The following is a 15,761-nucleotide window of genomic DNA, read 5'->3' as shown; positions in this document are numbered from 1 at the left end:
ACCTCGTCTTAGAGCCCGCCGTCTGCGGCGAGCTTGGCGTAGGACGCGTCGACCCTGAGCTTGATATTGGCGGGGTCTCCCAAGACCGTTCCGTCAGCGAGTTCGATGCCAATGGCGTCTACGGAGGTTGCGCCTTGACCGAAGAGACCGCGATCGAAGGAGAACTTGCGGATGTCATCCATGATCGTGCCGGTCTTGGCATCGGTGAGGAAGACGTTGGCTTCCGCCGGCGTATAGAAGAAGAAGGTCGTGTCGATCTGGGTCTTGAGACCGGCTTCATCGGTGCCGAGTGCGGAAGCCATGTAGTCGTTGACCGGCTTGGCCTCGTCTCCTCCGGCTTTCAGGGCGGCTAGGGTTTCGTACCAGGCGCCCGTCAGTGCCTTGCCGAATGCAGGATTGTCTTTCAGCACCTGGGTATTGCCGATGAAGACGTCCATGATCTCGCCGGGGATCTGGGCGCTGTCGAACAGTACCTTGCTCTCGCTCGCTCCGGCCAGCATGTCCGCCGACATCGGCTTCCAGGCGGCAGCATTCTGGATGTCGGGATTGGCCAGATAGGCGGCCGCGATATCGGCATCGGAGATGTTGACCGTCTTCACTTCACCCACGCCGCTCATCCCGTTCAAGACGAGCGCTCGATTGAGCAGATAGTGGGAGACGCTGTATTCGACGAGATAGACCTCCTTGTCCTTGAGGTCCGCAACCGATGTGGCAGACTTGGACATCAGCACGTCATTGCCGTTCGAGTAGTCGGTGATCAAAAAGATCGAAGTATCGACACCTCCGGCCGCGGGCATGGTGAGCGCATCCATTCCCGCCACTCCGACCGCGTCGAGTTCGCCGGCGATGAACTGATTGATAGACCCGACATAATCGTTGACAGGCATCACTTCGATTTCGATGCCGTATTTGTCCGCCCACTTCTTCAGGATCCCGCTCTCCTTCATGTAGCCCATGGGCATAAAGCCGACATAGATCGTGTAGCCGACCTTGAAGCTGGTTTTGGCTTCGGCGGCCGCCGAGGTCACCGATGCCGCAAGCACAGCAGTTGAGAAAAGGATGAACTGGGCAATCGCACGAAATGAGCACTTCATCGGTTTGTCTCCGGGTCGGGTCACAGGGCGTCTTGCAGCTAACTAAGCAAGCGTTTAATAGCTTCGCAAGCGCAAAAATGACGAAGATCAATTTTTAGGCAAAGGAAAACAAGCATTTAGCGGGAAATCTGTTTTTTAATCACCGCGAAACGCTGCGCTGCACAATTGCTAGTCAGGAATTCCCGCTGGCAAAGGGCGACGAGTGGCGCTATCGGCAAATGACGATTGGAGAGCTTTGACACCTTGGCCAAGGCGGTGCGACAGAGACTTGAGCCGGAACAGCGCATGGAGTTGATACTCGATGCCACGCTGGGGCTCGTGGGCACGTCGCATTTCAGCATTGTCACCATGCGCGATATCGCTCTGGCCTGCGACGTGAACGTCGCGCTGCTCTATCACTACTTCACCAGCAAGGATCAACTGATCCGCGCGGTCTTGGCCCGGGCGCTCAATCAGATCACCGAGGATTATGAAAGCCGGCGCAATCGGCATCTGGACGATTTCCTCGGGGATATCGGCGCCTGGTTTGCCACGCACCAGACGATGGCGCCAACGATGATGTCGAGGATGGTGAAGCTGATGTCGGATCAGGCCGCTCAACCCGTGAAGGATCCGGAGTTGGACAACCTCGTGCAGGGATTTTATCGTTTCGAACGCGACCTTATCGTTTCGACGCTGGACGCCGGAATGGCGTCAGGCCGCTTCCGACCCGTCGAGACCGCCAGAGTGGCACGCTTTGTCGGCCTTCACCTGGACGGAATATTCCATGCCGCCGAAAGCCGTGGCGAGCTGCGGATATCGGAGGACATCGAAGAGCTTCGCGTGCTTCTCACGCGCCAGCTTGATCCGCAGGCTGCGTGAGACACGGTCAGATCCGCGAAAAAGCCGCTAACACCGTGCGCTCGGACTGCAGGAGATAGGCTTCGAGTGCGGCGGCGGCGGCTTTTGGTTCGCCGGCTTCGAGCTTGTCCAGGATCGCCGCATTCATTTCGACATAGGGAGCGTGGAGGAGCTCGGGTTCCTTGAGGAGGCCGAAGCTCAGGCGCAGTTCGGCGGCGATCTGGGCGTAGAAGCCGTTCAGCCGCTGACTGTCGGCGAGATCGACGATTGCCGCATGAAACTTCATGTTTTCGCTGCCAACGGCCGTCCAGTCGTTTCGGTCGCGGGCGGCTCGGGCCGCGTCGACTGCCGATCGCATGCGCTCGACCGCCGGATGCTTGGGATAGGCATTGGCCAGTGCCTGACCTTCAACGACGCGGCGGACACGGTAGATATCGATGATCGAGGCCATGCTGGGGGTGGCGACGAAGACGCCGCGGTTCGGCTCGTGCTGCAGCAATCCTTCCTTGGTCAGCAGCCTGAAGGCCTCCCGCAGAGAGTTGCGCGAGACTTCGAAATCGGCGCTCAGCGCTGCTTCCGACAGCCTCTGGCCCGGGCTCAACTCGCCACTGATCAGTCTGTCGCGAATGGCCTCCGCCAGGCGTGGCGCCAGGGCTGTCGTCGTTTCTGTCTCTGCCATCAACTTCCCCAAGCGACCAGTTCGTCCTGTCGCGTCGTCTAGCCCGAAGATCGTCCGCAAATCATGCGAAAGGTCTCTGCTGCCTTATGGTCCACTTCAGAAATCGCAGCAAGGCGCGCGCCATTGGTGGCCAAAAATTGTTCCTGCAGATGTCGACACTGCTTATCCGAGCATCAATTCGCTCAACATTGCGGCACCCAAGTAGAACGATCAAATAAAATCGTTGAACAATGTTGACAGAATTGTGAAACCGGGAGAGGCTGGCCCTGCAGGTGAACAACAAGCCCCGCGCAAAGCCGGGGATCGGTCAACCGAGAGGGAAACATGGAACAGACATCGACAACGGCCCCAGCGGCCGCATCCGGCGGCATGTCCGCCAAGACGCGCCGCGGCGCATTGCTTGCCGCAATCTTCCTCATGGCGACATCCGCCATCGGCCCCGGTTTCATTACCCAGACGGCCACCTTCACCACGAAGCTTGGCTCGGCCTTCGCCTTCGCCATTCTCGCGTCGATCCTGATCGACTTCGTGGTTCAGCTGAACATCTGGCGGATCGTGACACTGACCAAGATGCGCGCGTCCGACATCGCAAACGCTGCCATCCCCGGCACCGGATATGTGCTGGCGATCCTGGTGATCGTCGGCGGCCTGTTCTTCAATATCGGCAATATCGGCGGTGCAGGTCTCGGTCTCAACGCGCTCCTCGGCCTCGATCCCAAGCTCGGCGGCTCGATCAGCGCGCTGATTGCAATCGGCATTTTCCTGTCGCATCGCGCCGGCGTCGCCATCGACCGGCTGATCATCGTCGCCGGTCTCGCGATGATCGTCTTGACGGTCTATGTGGCCCTCGTCTCGCAGCCGCCCGTGGGTGATGCGCTCTACCAGACCTTCCTGCCTTCCACGATCGACTTTGCCACGATCACCACGATCGTCGGCGGCACGGTCGGAGGTTACATCACCTATTCCGGCGCACACCGCCTGCTCGACAAGGGCACGGTCGGCATCGAAAACCTCGGCGCCGTCAACCGCGCGGCCCTGTCCGGCATCGCCGTCACCGGCGTCATGCGCTACGTGCTCTTCCTCGCGATCCTCGGCGTTGTCGCAAGCGGCGTGGTCATCGATGTCTCGGGTAAGGGTGCCAATCCGGCTGCACAGGCCTTCCAGGCTGCTGCCGGTGATGTCGGCCTGCGCATCTTCGGTGCGGTGCTGTTCTTCGCCGCGATTACCTCGGTCATCGGTGCGGCCTACACCTCGGTTTCGTTCATCACCGTCTTCAAGAAAGACATCAGTGAGCGCGCCCGCAACATCGCGACCGTCATCTTCATCGCGGTCTCGCTGTTCTTCTACGTGATCATCACGACACCGCCGGCGCAGATGCTGGTCTTTGTCGGCGGTCTGAACGGTCTCATCCTGCCGATCGGTCTGACGATCTTCATCTATGCCGCCTGGGCGCGCTCGGACCTGATGGGTGGCTATCGCTATCCGCGCTGGCTGCTGATCCTCGGGGCGCTCACTTGCGCGCTCACCTGGTACATGGGCTACAAATCGATCGGGCCGATCTTCGCACTGCTGACCGCTGCCTAACAATCGATACAGGGAGGAAAACATGACAGCCATCGATCTCAACAGCGATCTCGGCGAAAGCTATGGCGCCTGGGCCATGGGCGACGACGAGGCGATGCTTTCCATCGTCTCCAGCGCCAATGTCGCCTGCGGTTTCCATGCCGGCGATCCGGTCGGCATCCTGAAGACGGTGAAGGCCGCCGCAGAGCGCGGTGTTTCGATCGGGGCGCATGTCTCTTACCCGGATCGCGTCGGCTTCGGCCGGCGCGACATGGATGTCACCTCGGCCGAACTGACGGCCGATGTCATCTACCAGATCGGTGCCCTGAAGGGCGTTGCCACCGCCGCGGGCGTCACCGTCGGCTATGTGAAGCCGCATGGCGCGCTCTACAACCGCATCGCCCATGATCCCAAACAGGGCCAGGCCGTGATCGACGGGATCAAGGCGATCGATCCCGATCTGGTCATGATGGGCCTTGCGGGTTCTCCGATCCTCGATCTCGCCCGTGCCTCGGGATTGAAGGTGGTGGCTGAAGCTTTTGCCGATCGCGCCTACACGCCCTCCGGCGCGCTCGTGTCCCGCCGCGAGGCGGGTGCCGTGCTGCATGACACGGCGCTGATTGCCCGGCGTATGCTGCAGCTGGCCCATGAGGGCACGATCGAGGCGATCGATGGGTCGACCATCAAGATAGAGGCGCACTCCATCTGCGTGCATGGCGACAGCCCCGGAGCAGTCGCGATTGCACGCGAGATCAGACAGGCATTCGAGAAGGATGGCATTACGGTGCAATCCTTCCTCAATCGCTGAGACCGCGGGAGGAGAAACGCCGATGATCGATCCGGACACATTGCGGCATGTCGACACGTCTGCCGCGCAGGCGGCGCGCCAACGCTACCGCCAAGGGGCAGTCGAACCGACCTCGGGTGTCGCCCCCGGCTTTACCCAGGCGAACATGATCGTCCTACCGCGCGATTGGGCTTTCGACTTCCTGCTCTATGCGCAGCGCAATCCAAAGGCCTGTCCCGTGCTGGACGTATCGGATCCGGGCTCGCATGCGACCGTGCTGGCCAAGGGGGCCGATCTGCGCCGCGATGTTCCGCTCTACCGTATCTGGCGCGATGGAGAGCTTACCGAAGAGGTAACAGACGCAAGTGCCGCCTGGGCGGAGCATCCCGACCTCGTCAGCTTCCTGATCGGCTGCAGCTTTACCTTCGAAACGCCGATGATGGAGGCGGGCATCGATATCCGGCACATCACGGACAAGTCGAATGTGCCGATGTATCTGACCAACCGCGCCTGCCGTCCGGCTGGCCGGCTGCATGGCAATCTCGTTATCTCGATGCGACCGATTGCGGCCTCCCGGGTCGCGGATGCAGCGATGATCTCAGGCCGGTTTCCGGCCGTGCACGGGGCTCCCGTTCATGTGGGCGCACCCGAAGAACTCGGGATCGCCGATCTGGGCAAGCCGGAATTCGGCGATGCGGTCAGGATCGAGCCCGGCGAAGTGCCGGTGTTCTGGGCTTGCGGTGTGACGCCCCAGGCGGCCGTGATGGCGTCTAAAGTCCCATTTGCCATCACCCATGCGCCCGGGCACATGTTCATCACCGACATCCCCGATTCCGCCTACCACGCCTGAGGCCATAATGCGTTTTCTCCCCGTCAGCCTGACTGTCCTGATTGTCGAACTGCAGGATCTCGACGAGACACTCGCGCTCTTTGCTTCGCTGGAGGCCGATCCCGTCGACGGGATCGTCGATATCGTTCCGGCGGCACGAACGCTGATGATCCGGTTCAAGCCGGAGGTGCTGACAGCGGAGGCGATAGCGGCCGAAATCCAAAAGCGTGACCTGACGGCGAAGATCCCGCCGTCAGACATGCTGGTCGAAATCCCCGTGACCTATGACGGCGAAGATCTGCAGGATGTGGCCGAACTGACGGGGCTTTCCGTTGCAGAGGTCATCGAGCGGCACACGGCGAGCGAATTCACGGTTGCCTTTTGCGGTTTCGCACCCGGCTTCGGCTATCTCGTCGGCGGCGATCCGGCGCTGCAGGTGCCAAGGCGGCAGAGCCCGCGCACGAAGATCCCGGCTGGCTCCGTGGCACTGGCGGGCGCTTTCTCCGGCGTTTATCCGCAGGCAAGCCCGGGTGGCTGGCAGATCATCGGCACCACGCCGCTGAAGATGTGGGATCTGACACGACAGCCGCCTGCCCTTTTTCAGCCTGGTTACCGAGTTCGCTTTTTCGATCTGGCCAAGCGTCCGCAGGGCACGCCGGTCGTTGCGAATACGCTCAATCGGCGTGACGACGATATCGTGGAGCCGACATCGGCGACGACGATCACGGTGACCGCAGCCCCCATGCCGGCTCTGGTGCAAGACCTTGGCCGCTTCGGCCAGGCCGGCCAGGGTGTTTCGTCCTCGGGAGCGCTCGATCAGGGTGCATTCCGCGCTGCCAACCGGGTGGTCGGCAATCCGGTCGAGGCAGCCTGTCTCGAGATTACGCTGGGCGGCTTTTCGTTCACCGTCTCCGGCCCGGCCGTCATGGCGTTGACCGGGGCTCCCTGCCCGATCTCTGTTCGGGACGGTTCTGGCCGGGTGATGACGGCAGAGAGATACCAGCCGATCTCGCTGGAAGCGGGAGACACCGTAACGCTCGGCTTTGCGGCGCGCGGCGCGCGCAGCTACCTCGCCTTTCGTGGCGGCCTCGATGTTGCCCCGGTGTTGGGCAGCGCCTCGACGGATACGCTGGCGATCGTAGGCCCGGAGCCCGTTGGCGCGGGCGCAATGCTTGCGATCAAGACCGGGGGTCGTGAATTGTCGCCGGTATCCCTCACCGAGACGCCAGCCTTTGCGTGCCCGGCAGCGGGCGAGATCGTCACGCTCGACGTCGTGATGGGTCCGCGCAGCGACTGGTTCACGACATCAGGTCTCGAGACACTGGCGACCCAGGTGTTTGACGTGACGCCGCAGTCGAACCGCGTCGGCATCCGTCTCTCAGGAGCTTTACCCCTCGAGCGCAAGGACAAGGCCGAGCTTCCGAGCGAAGGCACGGCGACCGGGGCGATCCAGGTGCCGCATAGTGGCCAGCCCGTGCTCTTCCTGGCCGATCACCCGCTGACTGGCGGTTATCCCGTCATCGGCACGGTCGCCGACTATCATCTCGATCTCGCCGGGCAGATCCCGGTGAATGCCAAAATCCGCTTCCGGCCCATCACGCAGTTCGCCGAGATCGTGCCCGGCAAGGCATGACCAGCGACACCGCTTATGGCTGCCGACAGAGTCAGTGAGGAGACCCCGATGAAGAAAGTGCTGATCGCCAATCGCGGCGAGATCGCCGTGCGTATCATTCGCGCCTGCCGTGATTACGGGCTCCAGTCCGTCGCCGTCTATGCCGATCCGGATATGGGTGCGCTGTTCGTCAGCCTGGCTGACGAGGCATATGGGCTCGGCGGCAGCCGCCCGGCGGAGACCTATCTCGATATCGAGAAACTGATCGACATTGCCCGGCGCTCCGGTGCGGATGCAGTCCATCCCGGTTATGGCTTCCTCTCCGAGCGGGCGGAGTTTGCGCGTGCTGTGCAACAGGCGGGTTTGACCTGGATCGGTCCGGATCCGCATGTCATCGAAGCCTTGGGCGACAAGGTCGAAGCGCGGCGGATCGCGCTCTCCGTTGGCGCGCCCCTCGTGGCGGGCAGCGATGGCCCGGTCGAGACGGCCGAAGAGGTCATCGCCTTTGCCAAGACACACGGACTGCCCGTTGCGATCAAGGCCGCCCATGGCGGCGGCGGACGCGGACTGAAGGTCGCCTGGAAGATGGAGGAGGTTGCCGAACTCTATCATTCCGCCGTGCGTGAAGCCGAGGCCGCCTTCGGGCGCGGCGAATGCTTCCTCGAGCGCTTCCTCGATCGTCCGCGCCACATCGAGGCGCAGGTTCTCGCCGACAAACACGGCAATGTGCTGGTGCTCGGCACGCGCGATTGTTCGTTGCAGCGGCGCAATCAGAAGCTCGTCGAAGAAGCGCCTGCGCCGTTCCTGAGCGATAAGCAGCGTGAGGAGATTCACGAGGCTGCGCGCAAGATCTGCGCGGCAGCCGGTTATTCCGGGGCCGGCACGGTGGAATTCCTGCTCGGCGTGGATGGCACGATCTCGTTCCTGGAAGTGAATACACGCCTGCAGGTCGAGCATCCCGTGACCGAGGAAACGACCGGGATCGATCTCGTGGTTGAACAGTTCCGGATTGCCGAAGGCAAGGCGCTTGAGGTGCTGGAGACCCCTGCCCCGCGCGGTCACTCGATCGAATTCCGCATCAATGCCGAAGATCCCGGACGCGGCTTCCTGCCGACGCCTGGATCCATCACGCGGTTCGATCCGCCGTCGGGTCCGGGTGTGCGGCTCGACACCGGTGTGGTGAGTGGCTCGACGGTACCCGGCACCTTCGATTCCCTCATGGCAAAACTGATCGTGACGGGCGGAACGCGCGAACAGGCGCTGGCCCGCGCACAGCGCGCCCTGGCGGAATTCAAGATCGAGGGTGTCGCGACCGTTCTTCCCTTCCATCGCGCGGCCATGGAGAGCCCTGACTTTATCGGCAAAGACGGTTTCCGTGTTCACACGCGGTGGATCGAGACGGACTTTGCGGAGCCGCTCGCCAGCGCCAGCCGACCGGAGCCGCTGGCAGATGCATCCGTGATCCGCACCCATGTGGAGATCGACGGCAAGCGTCATGCGCTGGCCATCCCGGCCATGCTGCTCGCTGGTTTCGGGACCGGAGCGGCCTCTGCCGGTGTCATCCAGGAGACGTCCAAGTCGGCACAGGATTCGTCCAGCGTCCCCGCTCCAATCGCTGGCACGCTGCAGGCTTTCAAAATCGAGGATGGGGCCGAGGTTCAGGCCGGCGACCTGATCGCCGTCATGGAAGCCATGAAGATGGAAACGCAGGTGGTGGCCGCTCGGGCGGGCCGTGTCCGGCTCAAGGCCGAGGCCGGTGCCTATCTGCAGGCGGGAGAAGAACTCGCACGTTTCGAGACCTAAAAGCAGGGATTGCCGCCGCTAGCGTCATCTCAACGCAATGACAAAAAAATGGTCCGCCGAAGCGGACCATCCATTGAGAATCGGAAGGGGGTCAGGCCTTGTCGACGACCTTCTTCACGCCTTCCTTGGCCTCGCCCTTGGCCTGCTGGCCATGGCCCTTGGCTTCCTGAGCGGCGCCCTTGGCTTCCATGCTGTGGTTGTCGGTGGCGTCGCCGACGGCCTGCTTTGCCTTGCCGGCCAGTTCGTTCGCCTTGCCGGAAATCTTGTCCGATGTGGAACCCATGATCGTTCTCCTTGTTGGCGGTAACGCACAGCCTTCCATTCGCTATCCGGTCAGACGCCGGGGAAGTCCGTTTCGGGCTGCTTCACGATCCGCTTGTCTCAACAATGCTTTAGAAGGGAAAACGTTCCGGTAGATCCAGCTTGCACCGCCCGATATGGCGGCGCAATTGCACCTGTGCGCGGATTGTCTCCGACGATGGCCGGGCGATCAAAACACAAAAAACCGGTGACGCATTTCAGCGCCACCGGCTGGTCAATCTGTTGGCAAGACAGAGGGCTCAGCGCTTGTAAGCGCCGAGACCGGGGCGGTAGGTCTTGTCGTCGAGGAACTGTTTCAGCCCCTCCGCGCGCCCGTTGCTCTTGTCCAGGAACAGCATCTGCTCAAGCTTGGCGTAGATGTAGTCGTCGGCCTGCTCCCAGGGCATGTTGCGGACACGCTTGAATGTGTCCTTTGCCGCCTTCAGCACGACCGGGTTCTTTTCCAGCAGCGTGGCACAGAGCGCGCGGACGCGGGTATCGAGATCGGCCAGGGGTACGGATTCGTTGACGAGGCCCATTTCGCGGGCCTTCTGGCCGCCGAAGGTCTCGCCCGTCATGATGTAGTAGAGCGAATCCCGGTGGTTCATCACCTCAGCCACGGCGCGGGTGACATTGCCGCCGGGCAGGATGCCCCAGTTGATCTCAGAAAGACCGAAGGTTGCCTCGTCGGCAGCGATGGCGAGGTCGCAGGACACGAGCGGCGTGAAGGCGCCGCCGAAGCACCAGCCGTTGACCATGGCGATGGTGGGCTTTTCGAAATACATCAGGCGGTTCCACCACCCACCGGACTGGCGGCGGCTCTTCAGAACCGCAGCCCGGCCCTTGCCGTCGTTTTCGCGGAAATACTCCTTGAGGTCCATGCCGGCCGACCAGGACTGGCCAGCGCCGCGCAGCACCAGCACGCCACAGCGATCGTCGGCCTCCAGCTCGTCCAGCACTTCCAGCATCCGGATGTTCAGCTTCGGGTTCATCGCATTGCGCTTTTCCGGACGGTTCAGCGTCACGAAGGCGATGCCGTTGTCGAATTCGACCAGAACCGGATCTTGCGTGGTGTTCGTTTCAGTCATGCTTGGCTCCTTGAGGCAATGGTTTGGGCATCGCTGCCGGCATTATTGGTTTCACAGCTCGGCGTGGGTCTGGCGCAGAATATGTTTCTGAGCCTTTCCGGATGCCGTGCGGGGGATCTGTTCGAGAAAGACGATACGGGTCGGCCGCTTGTATGAGGCGAGCCGTTCGGCACAATGGGCGAGGATTTCGTCCGCCGAGGGCGCTTCGACATGGGCCACAATGAAGGCCACGCCGCATTCGCCCCATTTGGGATCAGGCAGACCGAGCACCGCCACGTCTCTCACCTTCGGATGCGCTCCGATGACCGCCTCGATCTCGGCGGGGAACACGTTCTCGCCGCCGGTGATGTACATATCCTTCAGCCGGTCCGGCACGTGGATCACACCGCCTTCCGCGCGGCGCCCGAGATCACCGGTCCGATACCAGTCACCGACGAAGGCGCGGGCTGTTTCGCCCGGCTTGTTCCAGTAACCGGGGGTGACCGATGGACCCTTGAGCCAGATCTCGCCGACCTCGCCATCCGCTACATCCTGGCCATCCTCTCCGACAAGGCGGACCGCGAGGAGCGGCGCAGGGAAGCCGACACTGCCCGGGTGGCGGGCGACTGCATCACGGTCCAGTGGCATATGGATCGCCGTTCCCGCCTCGCTCATTCCGTAGCCGTTGACGAGCGGAATGCCATCTTCGAGGAAAGCTTCGATCAGCGCCGGGGAAAGCGGGGCGCCACCGATGAAGATCGCCTGAAGCGCCTTGAGTGCGGACGGATCCCAGGCCGGCGCATTGCGCAGGGCAGAGGCCATCTGAGGCACTGCGAAATAGTGTGTGACGCCGAGTTCGGGATCGCCAAGGGTCGCAAGCGTCCGGTCGGGCAGGAACCTGTCCGAGATCACCAGCCTGCCGCCCATGGTGAGCGTCGTCCGGCCGATCGCGACCAGTCCGATGGTGTGGAAGAAAGGGAGATCACACAGCGTGACGGAGCGGCTCGTCACTTCGCCGACGAGAGCAAAGTTCACGGCCGAGGCGAAGGCGTTGCGGCGGGTGATGATGACGCCCTTGGGGCTGCCGGTGGTCCCCGAAGTGTAGAGCATGATGCAGGCTGCATCTGCTTCGGTCGGCATGGGCTCGGCGCGCTTTGCACTCCTCAGCATGTCGTCCCATCCGCCATCTCCCTCGACACTTACAGTGCGCGGCAGCGGCTGATGGATGTCGCCGAGCACGGGCGCGAATTCGGCATCATGCAACAGCACAGCCGGCTCGCAATCCGCAACGATCTGGCCAAGTTCTGACGCACCGAGGCGCCAGTTCAGCGGAACGAACACGTGGCCGGCCCGCTGGCAGGCGAGACAGACGACGATCTGGTCTATCGAGTTGCGCCCCAGGTAGGCGATGCGTTGCGATGGCGCTGCGTGTCCGACAAGCTCCGCAATGAGGGCAGCCCCGCGACCGACGGCATCATCAAGCGATGCGTAGGTCTCGCTGCGTCCAGTTGTCACTTCGAAGGCGGCCTGGCGCTCAGGGCTGACCGTGGCGCGATAGATCAACGGGTCGTCCGTCTCCAATCCGACGGCTCGCATTTCCGTTGCTGCCGCTAGAAATTCAGGCTGCATGTTCATCCTCCCATCGCCACCCAGAAGGGCCTCCTCGGCGAATTGTATGTTGTGCATACTATTTTGCAGCTTCGGGTTTGACAAGCGCGAATTTGACTGTTGCAGTCGAAAGTGATCATGAATGATTTGCAAGTTCGATGCCGCATGATTGGAAGAGGAGCCATGACTCGACATAATGACCTGAAGCCGGCCAATGATGATGACGTCTTCGAAGTCGGCGCTCCCCTGCGCACCGGCCGTCTCGACGAGATCCTCGGCTTCCATCTGCGCATGGCCAATGTCGCCATCTATCAGGACTATACCGCTGCCATGGGAGACATCGGCCTCACCCAGAAGCAGTTTGCCGTTCTCGAGCTCATCGCCGCCAATCCGAAGGTGAGCCAGATCGACATCGCCAACCAGCTCAGCATGGATCGCGCCACGATGATGGCGCTGGTCAATCGCCTGGAGGGCCGCAATCTTCTCGAGCGCCAGCCTTCGCCTGTGGATCGCCGCCGGCAGGAATTGCTGCTGACGGGAGATGGCATCGAGATCCTGAAACAGGCCCGCCATATCCAGGAGCAGCACGAGCTTCGCTTCACCTCCCGCTTCTCGGCGGAAGAGCTCGAAGAGTTCATCAACGGTCTGAAGCGCATCTATGCGGACATTACGCCGCGCACGCAGCAGACCGATTGATTTTCAATCAGCGCCACCAAAACAAAACGGCCGCCCTTTCGAGCGGCCGTTTCTGTATCTGCGATCAGAAGGGGTAATGCTGGTTCGGATCCTCGATGGTGATCCAGCGCAGCTCGGTGAACTCGGCGATTGCCGCCTTGCCACCGAAGCGGCCATAGCCGCTGCCCTTGACGCCGCCGAACGGCATCTGCGGCTCGTCGAACACCGTCGGACCGTTGATGTGGCAGATGCCCGACTCGATGCGAGCCGCCACCGCCATGGCGCGACGGATATCGCGGCTGAAGACGGCACCGGAAAGACCGTATTCGGTGTCGTTGGCGACGCGGATCGCTTCTTCCTCATCCTTCACGCGGATGATCGGCTTGACCGGGCCGAAGCTCTCTTCCGAATACATGCGCATATCCGGCGTGACCTGATCGAGCAGGGTTGCTTCCACAACACTGCCTTCACGCTTGCCGCCGGCCACGAGCTTGGCACCCTTGGAGACGGCATCCGCAATGAGGTCGTCCATCTTCTTTGCGGATTCCAGGCTGATCAGCGAGCCGAGGACGACATGGCCCTTCGGATCACCTGCCGGAAGCTTGGAGGCCTTTGCAGCAAGCTTGGAGACGAACTCATCGGCGATCTTCTCGTCAACGATGATGCGCTCGGTCGACATGCAGATCTGGCCCATGTTGGCAAACGCGCCGAAAGCGGCTGCGTTTACCGCAGCATCGATGTCGGCGTCGTCCAGGATGACGAGCGGCGCCTTGCCGCCGAGTTCCAGCAGGGCCGGCTTCAGATTGCGTCCGCAGAGCTCACCGATGATCTTGCCGACCTTGGTGGAACCGGTGAAGTTCACGCGCTTGACGGCCGGATTGGTGATCAGCGCTTCGACGATCTTGGCTGCATCTTCGGGCGCGTTGGTGATGACGCTGATGGCACCTGTCGGAAGGCCGGCCTCCACGAGGCACTGAGCAATCAGGCGGTGGGTGCCCGGGCACTGTTCGGATGCCTTGAGAATGACGGTGTTGCCGCAAGCAAGCGGCATGGCGACAGCGCGCGTGCCGAGGATGATCGGGGCATTCCACGGCGCAATGCCGAGGCAGACACCGACGGCCTGGCGCATGCCCATCGACAGCGAGCCGGGCTTGTTGGACGGAATGACTTCGCCCGAGATCTGCGTCGTCATCGAAGCGGCTTCGCGCAGCATGCTGGCGGCAACCATGACGTTGAAAGCGCCCCAATGGCCAGTCGCGCCGGTTTCGGCAACAACGAGATCGGAGAACTCGGCGGTCTTCGATTCCATGATGTCGGCGGCCTTGAGCAGGATCTTGCGACGCTCGCCAGGGCCTGTCTTGGACCATGCGGGGAAAGCGGCAGCGGCCGCGTCGACGGCAGCGGCCGCATCTTCGAGGCTCGCGGCCGATGCCGTCGTGGCCACTTCCTGGGTAAAGGGATTGATGCGGGTAAAGGTCTTGCCGCCTGCGGCCTGCTTTTCAGCGCCGTTGATGAGCAGCGATATATGCATATTCATGGGTATACCTCCTCCGTTGTTGTTCCGTAAAATGCCGTCACGATCGGTGACGCTGGCGGCCGCCACTCCCGATCAGATGTCGAGCCTCCAGGCGAGCCGCGATTTCGATATCGGGAGCCTCCGCGACCCGATCCTTTTGTAAGTCTAGCAAACAATTGAGCTTTGACAAGTAGTCCGCGAGCCGCCGTCAGTAGGGAAGGCCGACGTAGTTCTCTGCCATGGCCGTGGACGCCGCTCTCGAGTGCATGAGGTAGTCGAGTTCCGCCTCCTGGATTTTTTGGCCGAAGTCACCGGTATCGGGGAAACGGTGCAGCAATGTGGTCATCGACCACGAGAAGCGTACCGCTTTCCACACACGTTTCAGTGCACGCTCGGAATAGCTGTCGAGGCCCGCGTCGGATTTCTCCTGATAATGTCCGAGAAGAGCGCCGATCAGGTAATGGACGTCGGATGCTGCGAGATTGAGACCCTTGGCACCCGTCGGCGGCACGATGTGGGCAGCATCTCCGACGAGGAATAGACGGCCGAACCGCATGGGCTCGGCGACGAAAGACCGCAATGGGGCAATCGACTTCTCGAAGCTCGGTCCCGTCACCATGGCCTCGGCGTGGTGTGCGGGCAGACGGCGGCGGATCTCATCCCAGAAACGCTCGTCCGACCACATGTCGACCGTGTCCTCGAGCGAACACTGGACATAATAGCGGCTGCGGGTCTCCGAGCGCATCGAGCAGAGGGCAAAGCCGCGCGGATGGTTGGCGTAGATCAGTTCATGACTGACCGGCGGCACATCGGCCAAGATGCCGAGCCAGCCGAAGGGATAGATCTTCTCGAAGGTCTTGATTGCCCCCTCCGGCACCGCCTTGCGGCTGGCACCGTGGAAGCCGTCGCATCCGGCAATGAAGTCGCAGTCGATCCGCTGGCTCACGCCATCCTTCTCGAAGGTGACATAAGGGCGGTCACCGTCGAAACCGGCGGGCTCGACATTCACGGCATCGTAGATCGTTACCCCGCCATCGCGCTCGCGACGCTCGATGAGGTCGCGGGTCAACTCGGTCTGGCCGTAGACCATGACCCGCTTGCCGCCTGTGAGATCGAAAAGATCGATGCGGTGATCCCGCCCGTCGAAAGCAAGCGAGAAGCCGTCATGCGGCAACCCTTCACGGTGAAGGCGCTCGCCGACGCCCGCCCGATCGACGAGGCCGACCGTTCCCTCTTCAAGCACGCCTGCGCGGACGCGCGCGAGGATATGATCCTTTCCGACGCGATCGATGATCACGTTGTCGATGCCGGCATTGGTCAGGAGTTGGCCGAGCAGAAGACCTGAGGGGCCCGACCCGATGATGGCGACTTTGGTCCGCATGACTTTC

14 protein-coding genes are annotated in these 15,761 nt (G+C 62.1%); 7 read left to right on the top strand and 7 right to left on the bottom strand.

All coding sequences use genetic code 11. From position 1 onward, the window contains the following. Nucleotides 1-8: 8 nt before the first annotated feature. A complete protein-coding gene (locus FAA86_RS17065) occupies nt 9-1,094 on the bottom strand; it encodes a putative urea ABC transporter substrate-binding protein (protein ID WP_136542379.1) in 1,086 nt (361 codons plus the stop codon). A gap of 285 nt (nt 1,095-1,379) precedes the next feature. On the opposite strand from FAA86_RS17065, the gene FAA86_RS17060 reads away from it, so the two are divergent. Then, nucleotides 1,380-1,955, top strand: a complete 576-nt coding sequence (locus tag FAA86_RS17060) for a TetR/AcrR family transcriptional regulator (RefSeq protein ID WP_136542378.1) — start codon at nt 1,380-1,382, stop codon at nt 1,953-1,955. A 7-nt stretch (nt 1,956-1,962) separates the two neighbouring features. On the opposite strand, the gene FAA86_RS17055 is transcribed toward FAA86_RS17060, so the two are convergent. Further along, entirely contained in the window at nt 1,963-2,613 is a 651-nt protein-coding gene (locus FAA86_RS17055; protein WP_136542377.1) for a GntR family transcriptional regulator, read from the bottom strand. A gap of 324 nt (nt 2,614-2,937) precedes the next feature. Between FAA86_RS17055 and FAA86_RS17050 the strand changes: the two genes are divergently transcribed. Genes FAA86_RS17050 through FAA86_RS17030 form a run of 5 tightly spaced genes read left to right on the top strand, consistent with a single transcriptional unit; the run spans nt 2,938 to nt 9,207 of the window. After that, nucleotides 2,938-4,197, top strand: coding sequence for an NRAMP family divalent metal transporter (locus tag FAA86_RS17050; protein ID WP_136542376.1), 1,260 nt, complete (start codon nt 2,938-2,940; stop codon nt 4,195-4,197). A gap of 22 nt (nt 4,198-4,219) precedes the next feature. Beyond that, entirely contained in the window at nt 4,220-4,984 is a 765-nt protein-coding gene (locus FAA86_RS17045) for a LamB/YcsF family protein (RefSeq protein WP_136542375.1), read from the top strand. 22 nt (nt 4,985-5,006) lie between these two features. After that, nucleotides 5,007-5,813, top strand: coding sequence for a putative hydro-lyase (locus FAA86_RS17040; protein ID WP_136542374.1), 807 nt, complete (start codon nt 5,007-5,009; stop codon nt 5,811-5,813). Nucleotides 5,814-5,820: 7 nt separating this feature from the next. After that, nucleotides 5,821-7,425 carry a 5-oxoprolinase subunit B/C family protein gene (locus FAA86_RS17035; RefSeq protein ID WP_136542373.1) on the top strand — a complete coding sequence of 535 codons (1,605 nt, stop codon included), beginning with the start codon at nt 5,821-5,823 and terminating at the stop codon, nt 7,423-7,425. Nucleotides 7,426-7,473: 48 nt separating this feature from the next. Beyond that, nucleotides 7,474-9,207, top strand: coding sequence for an acetyl/propionyl/methylcrotonyl-CoA carboxylase subunit alpha (locus FAA86_RS17030; RefSeq protein WP_136542372.1), 1,734 nt, complete (start codon nt 7,474-7,476; stop codon nt 9,205-9,207). A gap of 91 nt (nt 9,208-9,298) precedes the next feature. Here FAA86_RS17030 and FAA86_RS17025 read toward each other — a convergent pair whose 3' ends face one another. The 3 genes from FAA86_RS17025 to FAA86_RS17015 all read right to left on the bottom strand — a co-directional run bounded on the left by FAA86_RS17025 (nt 9,299) and on the right by FAA86_RS17015 (nt 12,203). Continuing rightward, nucleotides 9,299-9,490: a CsbD family protein gene (locus FAA86_RS17025; protein WP_136542371.1), complete on the bottom strand. Its 192-nt coding sequence runs from the start codon at nt 9,488-9,490 to the stop codon at nt 9,299-9,301. Between the two features lie 277 nt (nt 9,491-9,767). Next, the gene (locus FAA86_RS17020) at nt 9,768-10,595 is read right to left on the bottom strand and encodes a p-hydroxycinnamoyl CoA hydratase/lyase (RefSeq protein ID WP_136542370.1); all 828 of its coding nucleotides are present in this window, start codon (nt 10,593-10,595) and stop codon (nt 9,768-9,770) included. A 51-nt stretch (nt 10,596-10,646) separates the two neighbouring features. Next, a complete protein-coding gene (locus FAA86_RS17015; RefSeq protein WP_136542369.1) occupies nt 10,647-12,203 on the bottom strand; it encodes an AMP-binding protein in 1,557 nt (518 codons plus the stop codon). Nucleotides 12,204-12,365: 162 nt separating this feature from the next. Here FAA86_RS17015 and FAA86_RS17010 point away from each other — a divergent pair, with 162 nt between their 5' ends. Further along, nucleotides 12,366-12,878 (top strand): MarR family winged helix-turn-helix transcriptional regulator, encoded by a 513-nt coding sequence (locus tag FAA86_RS17010; protein WP_113459946.1) that lies wholly within the window; start codon nt 12,366-12,368, stop codon nt 12,876-12,878. Between the two features lie 64 nt (nt 12,879-12,942). Here FAA86_RS17010 and FAA86_RS17005 read toward each other — a convergent pair whose 3' ends face one another. Then, nucleotides 12,943-14,388: an aldehyde dehydrogenase gene (locus FAA86_RS17005; RefSeq protein ID WP_136542484.1), complete on the bottom strand. Its 1,446-nt coding sequence runs from the start codon at nt 14,386-14,388 to the stop codon at nt 12,943-12,945. A gap of 193 nt (nt 14,389-14,581) precedes the next feature. Then, entirely contained in the window at nt 14,582-15,754 is a 1,173-nt protein-coding gene (gene pobA, locus FAA86_RS17000; RefSeq protein ID WP_136542368.1) for a 4-hydroxybenzoate 3-monooxygenase, read from the bottom strand. Nucleotides 15,755-15,761 lie beyond the last annotated feature (7 nt).

The organism is Rhizobium rosettiformans W3, from assembly GCF_004912135.1.
Classification (GTDB): domain Bacteria; phylum Pseudomonadota; class Alphaproteobacteria; order Rhizobiales; family Rhizobiaceae; genus Allorhizobium; species Allorhizobium rosettiformans.
The sequence above is the reverse complement of the archived record's forward strand: the minus strand, read 5'-3'. Positions and strand labels throughout refer to the sequence as shown.

What these genes read in the sequence shown, in the direction of transcription:
- FAA86_RS17065 (WP_136542379.1), bottom strand. Translation starts at nt 1,094, where the DNA reads ATGAAGTGCTCATTTCGTGCGATTGCCCAGTTCATCCTTTTCTCAACT.
- FAA86_RS17060 (WP_136542378.1), top strand. Translation starts at nt 1,380, where the DNA reads ATGGAGTTGATACTCGATGCCACGCTGGGGCTCGTGGGCACGTCGCAT.
- FAA86_RS17055 (WP_136542377.1), bottom strand. Translation starts at nt 2,613, where the DNA reads ATGGCAGAGACAGAAACGACGACAGCCCTGGCGCCACGCCTGGCGGAG.
- FAA86_RS17050 (WP_136542376.1), top strand. Translation starts at nt 2,938, where the DNA reads ATGGAACAGACATCGACAACGGCCCCAGCGGCCGCATCCGGCGGCATG.
- FAA86_RS17045 (WP_136542375.1), top strand. Translation starts at nt 4,220, where the DNA reads ATGACAGCCATCGATCTCAACAGCGATCTCGGCGAAAGCTATGGCGCC.
- FAA86_RS17040 (WP_136542374.1), top strand. Translation starts at nt 5,007, where the DNA reads ATGATCGATCCGGACACATTGCGGCATGTCGACACGTCTGCCGCGCAG.
- FAA86_RS17035 (WP_136542373.1), top strand. Translation starts at nt 5,821, where the DNA reads ATGCGTTTTCTCCCCGTCAGCCTGACTGTCCTGATTGTCGAACTGCAG.
- FAA86_RS17030 (WP_136542372.1), top strand. Translation starts at nt 7,474, where the DNA reads ATGAAGAAAGTGCTGATCGCCAATCGCGGCGAGATCGCCGTGCGTATC.
- FAA86_RS17025 (WP_136542371.1), bottom strand. Translation starts at nt 9,490, where the DNA reads ATGGGTTCCACATCGGACAAGATTTCCGGCAAGGCGAACGAACTGGCC.
- FAA86_RS17020 (WP_136542370.1), bottom strand. Translation starts at nt 10,595, where the DNA reads ATGACTGAAACGAACACCACGCAAGATCCGGTTCTGGTCGAATTCGAC.
- FAA86_RS17015 (WP_136542369.1), bottom strand. Translation starts at nt 12,203, where the DNA reads ATGCAGCCTGAATTTCTAGCGGCAGCAACGGAAATGCGAGCCGTCGGA.
- FAA86_RS17010 (WP_113459946.1), top strand. Translation starts at nt 12,366, where the DNA reads ATGACTCGACATAATGACCTGAAGCCGGCCAATGATGATGACGTCTTC.
- FAA86_RS17005 (WP_136542484.1), bottom strand. Translation starts at nt 14,388, where the DNA reads ATGCATATATCGCTGCTCATCAACGGCGCTGAAAAGCAGGCCGCAGGC.
- pobA (WP_136542368.1), bottom strand. Translation starts at nt 15,754, where the DNA reads ATGCGGACCAAAGTCGCCATCATCGGGTCGGGCCCCTCAGGTCTTCTG.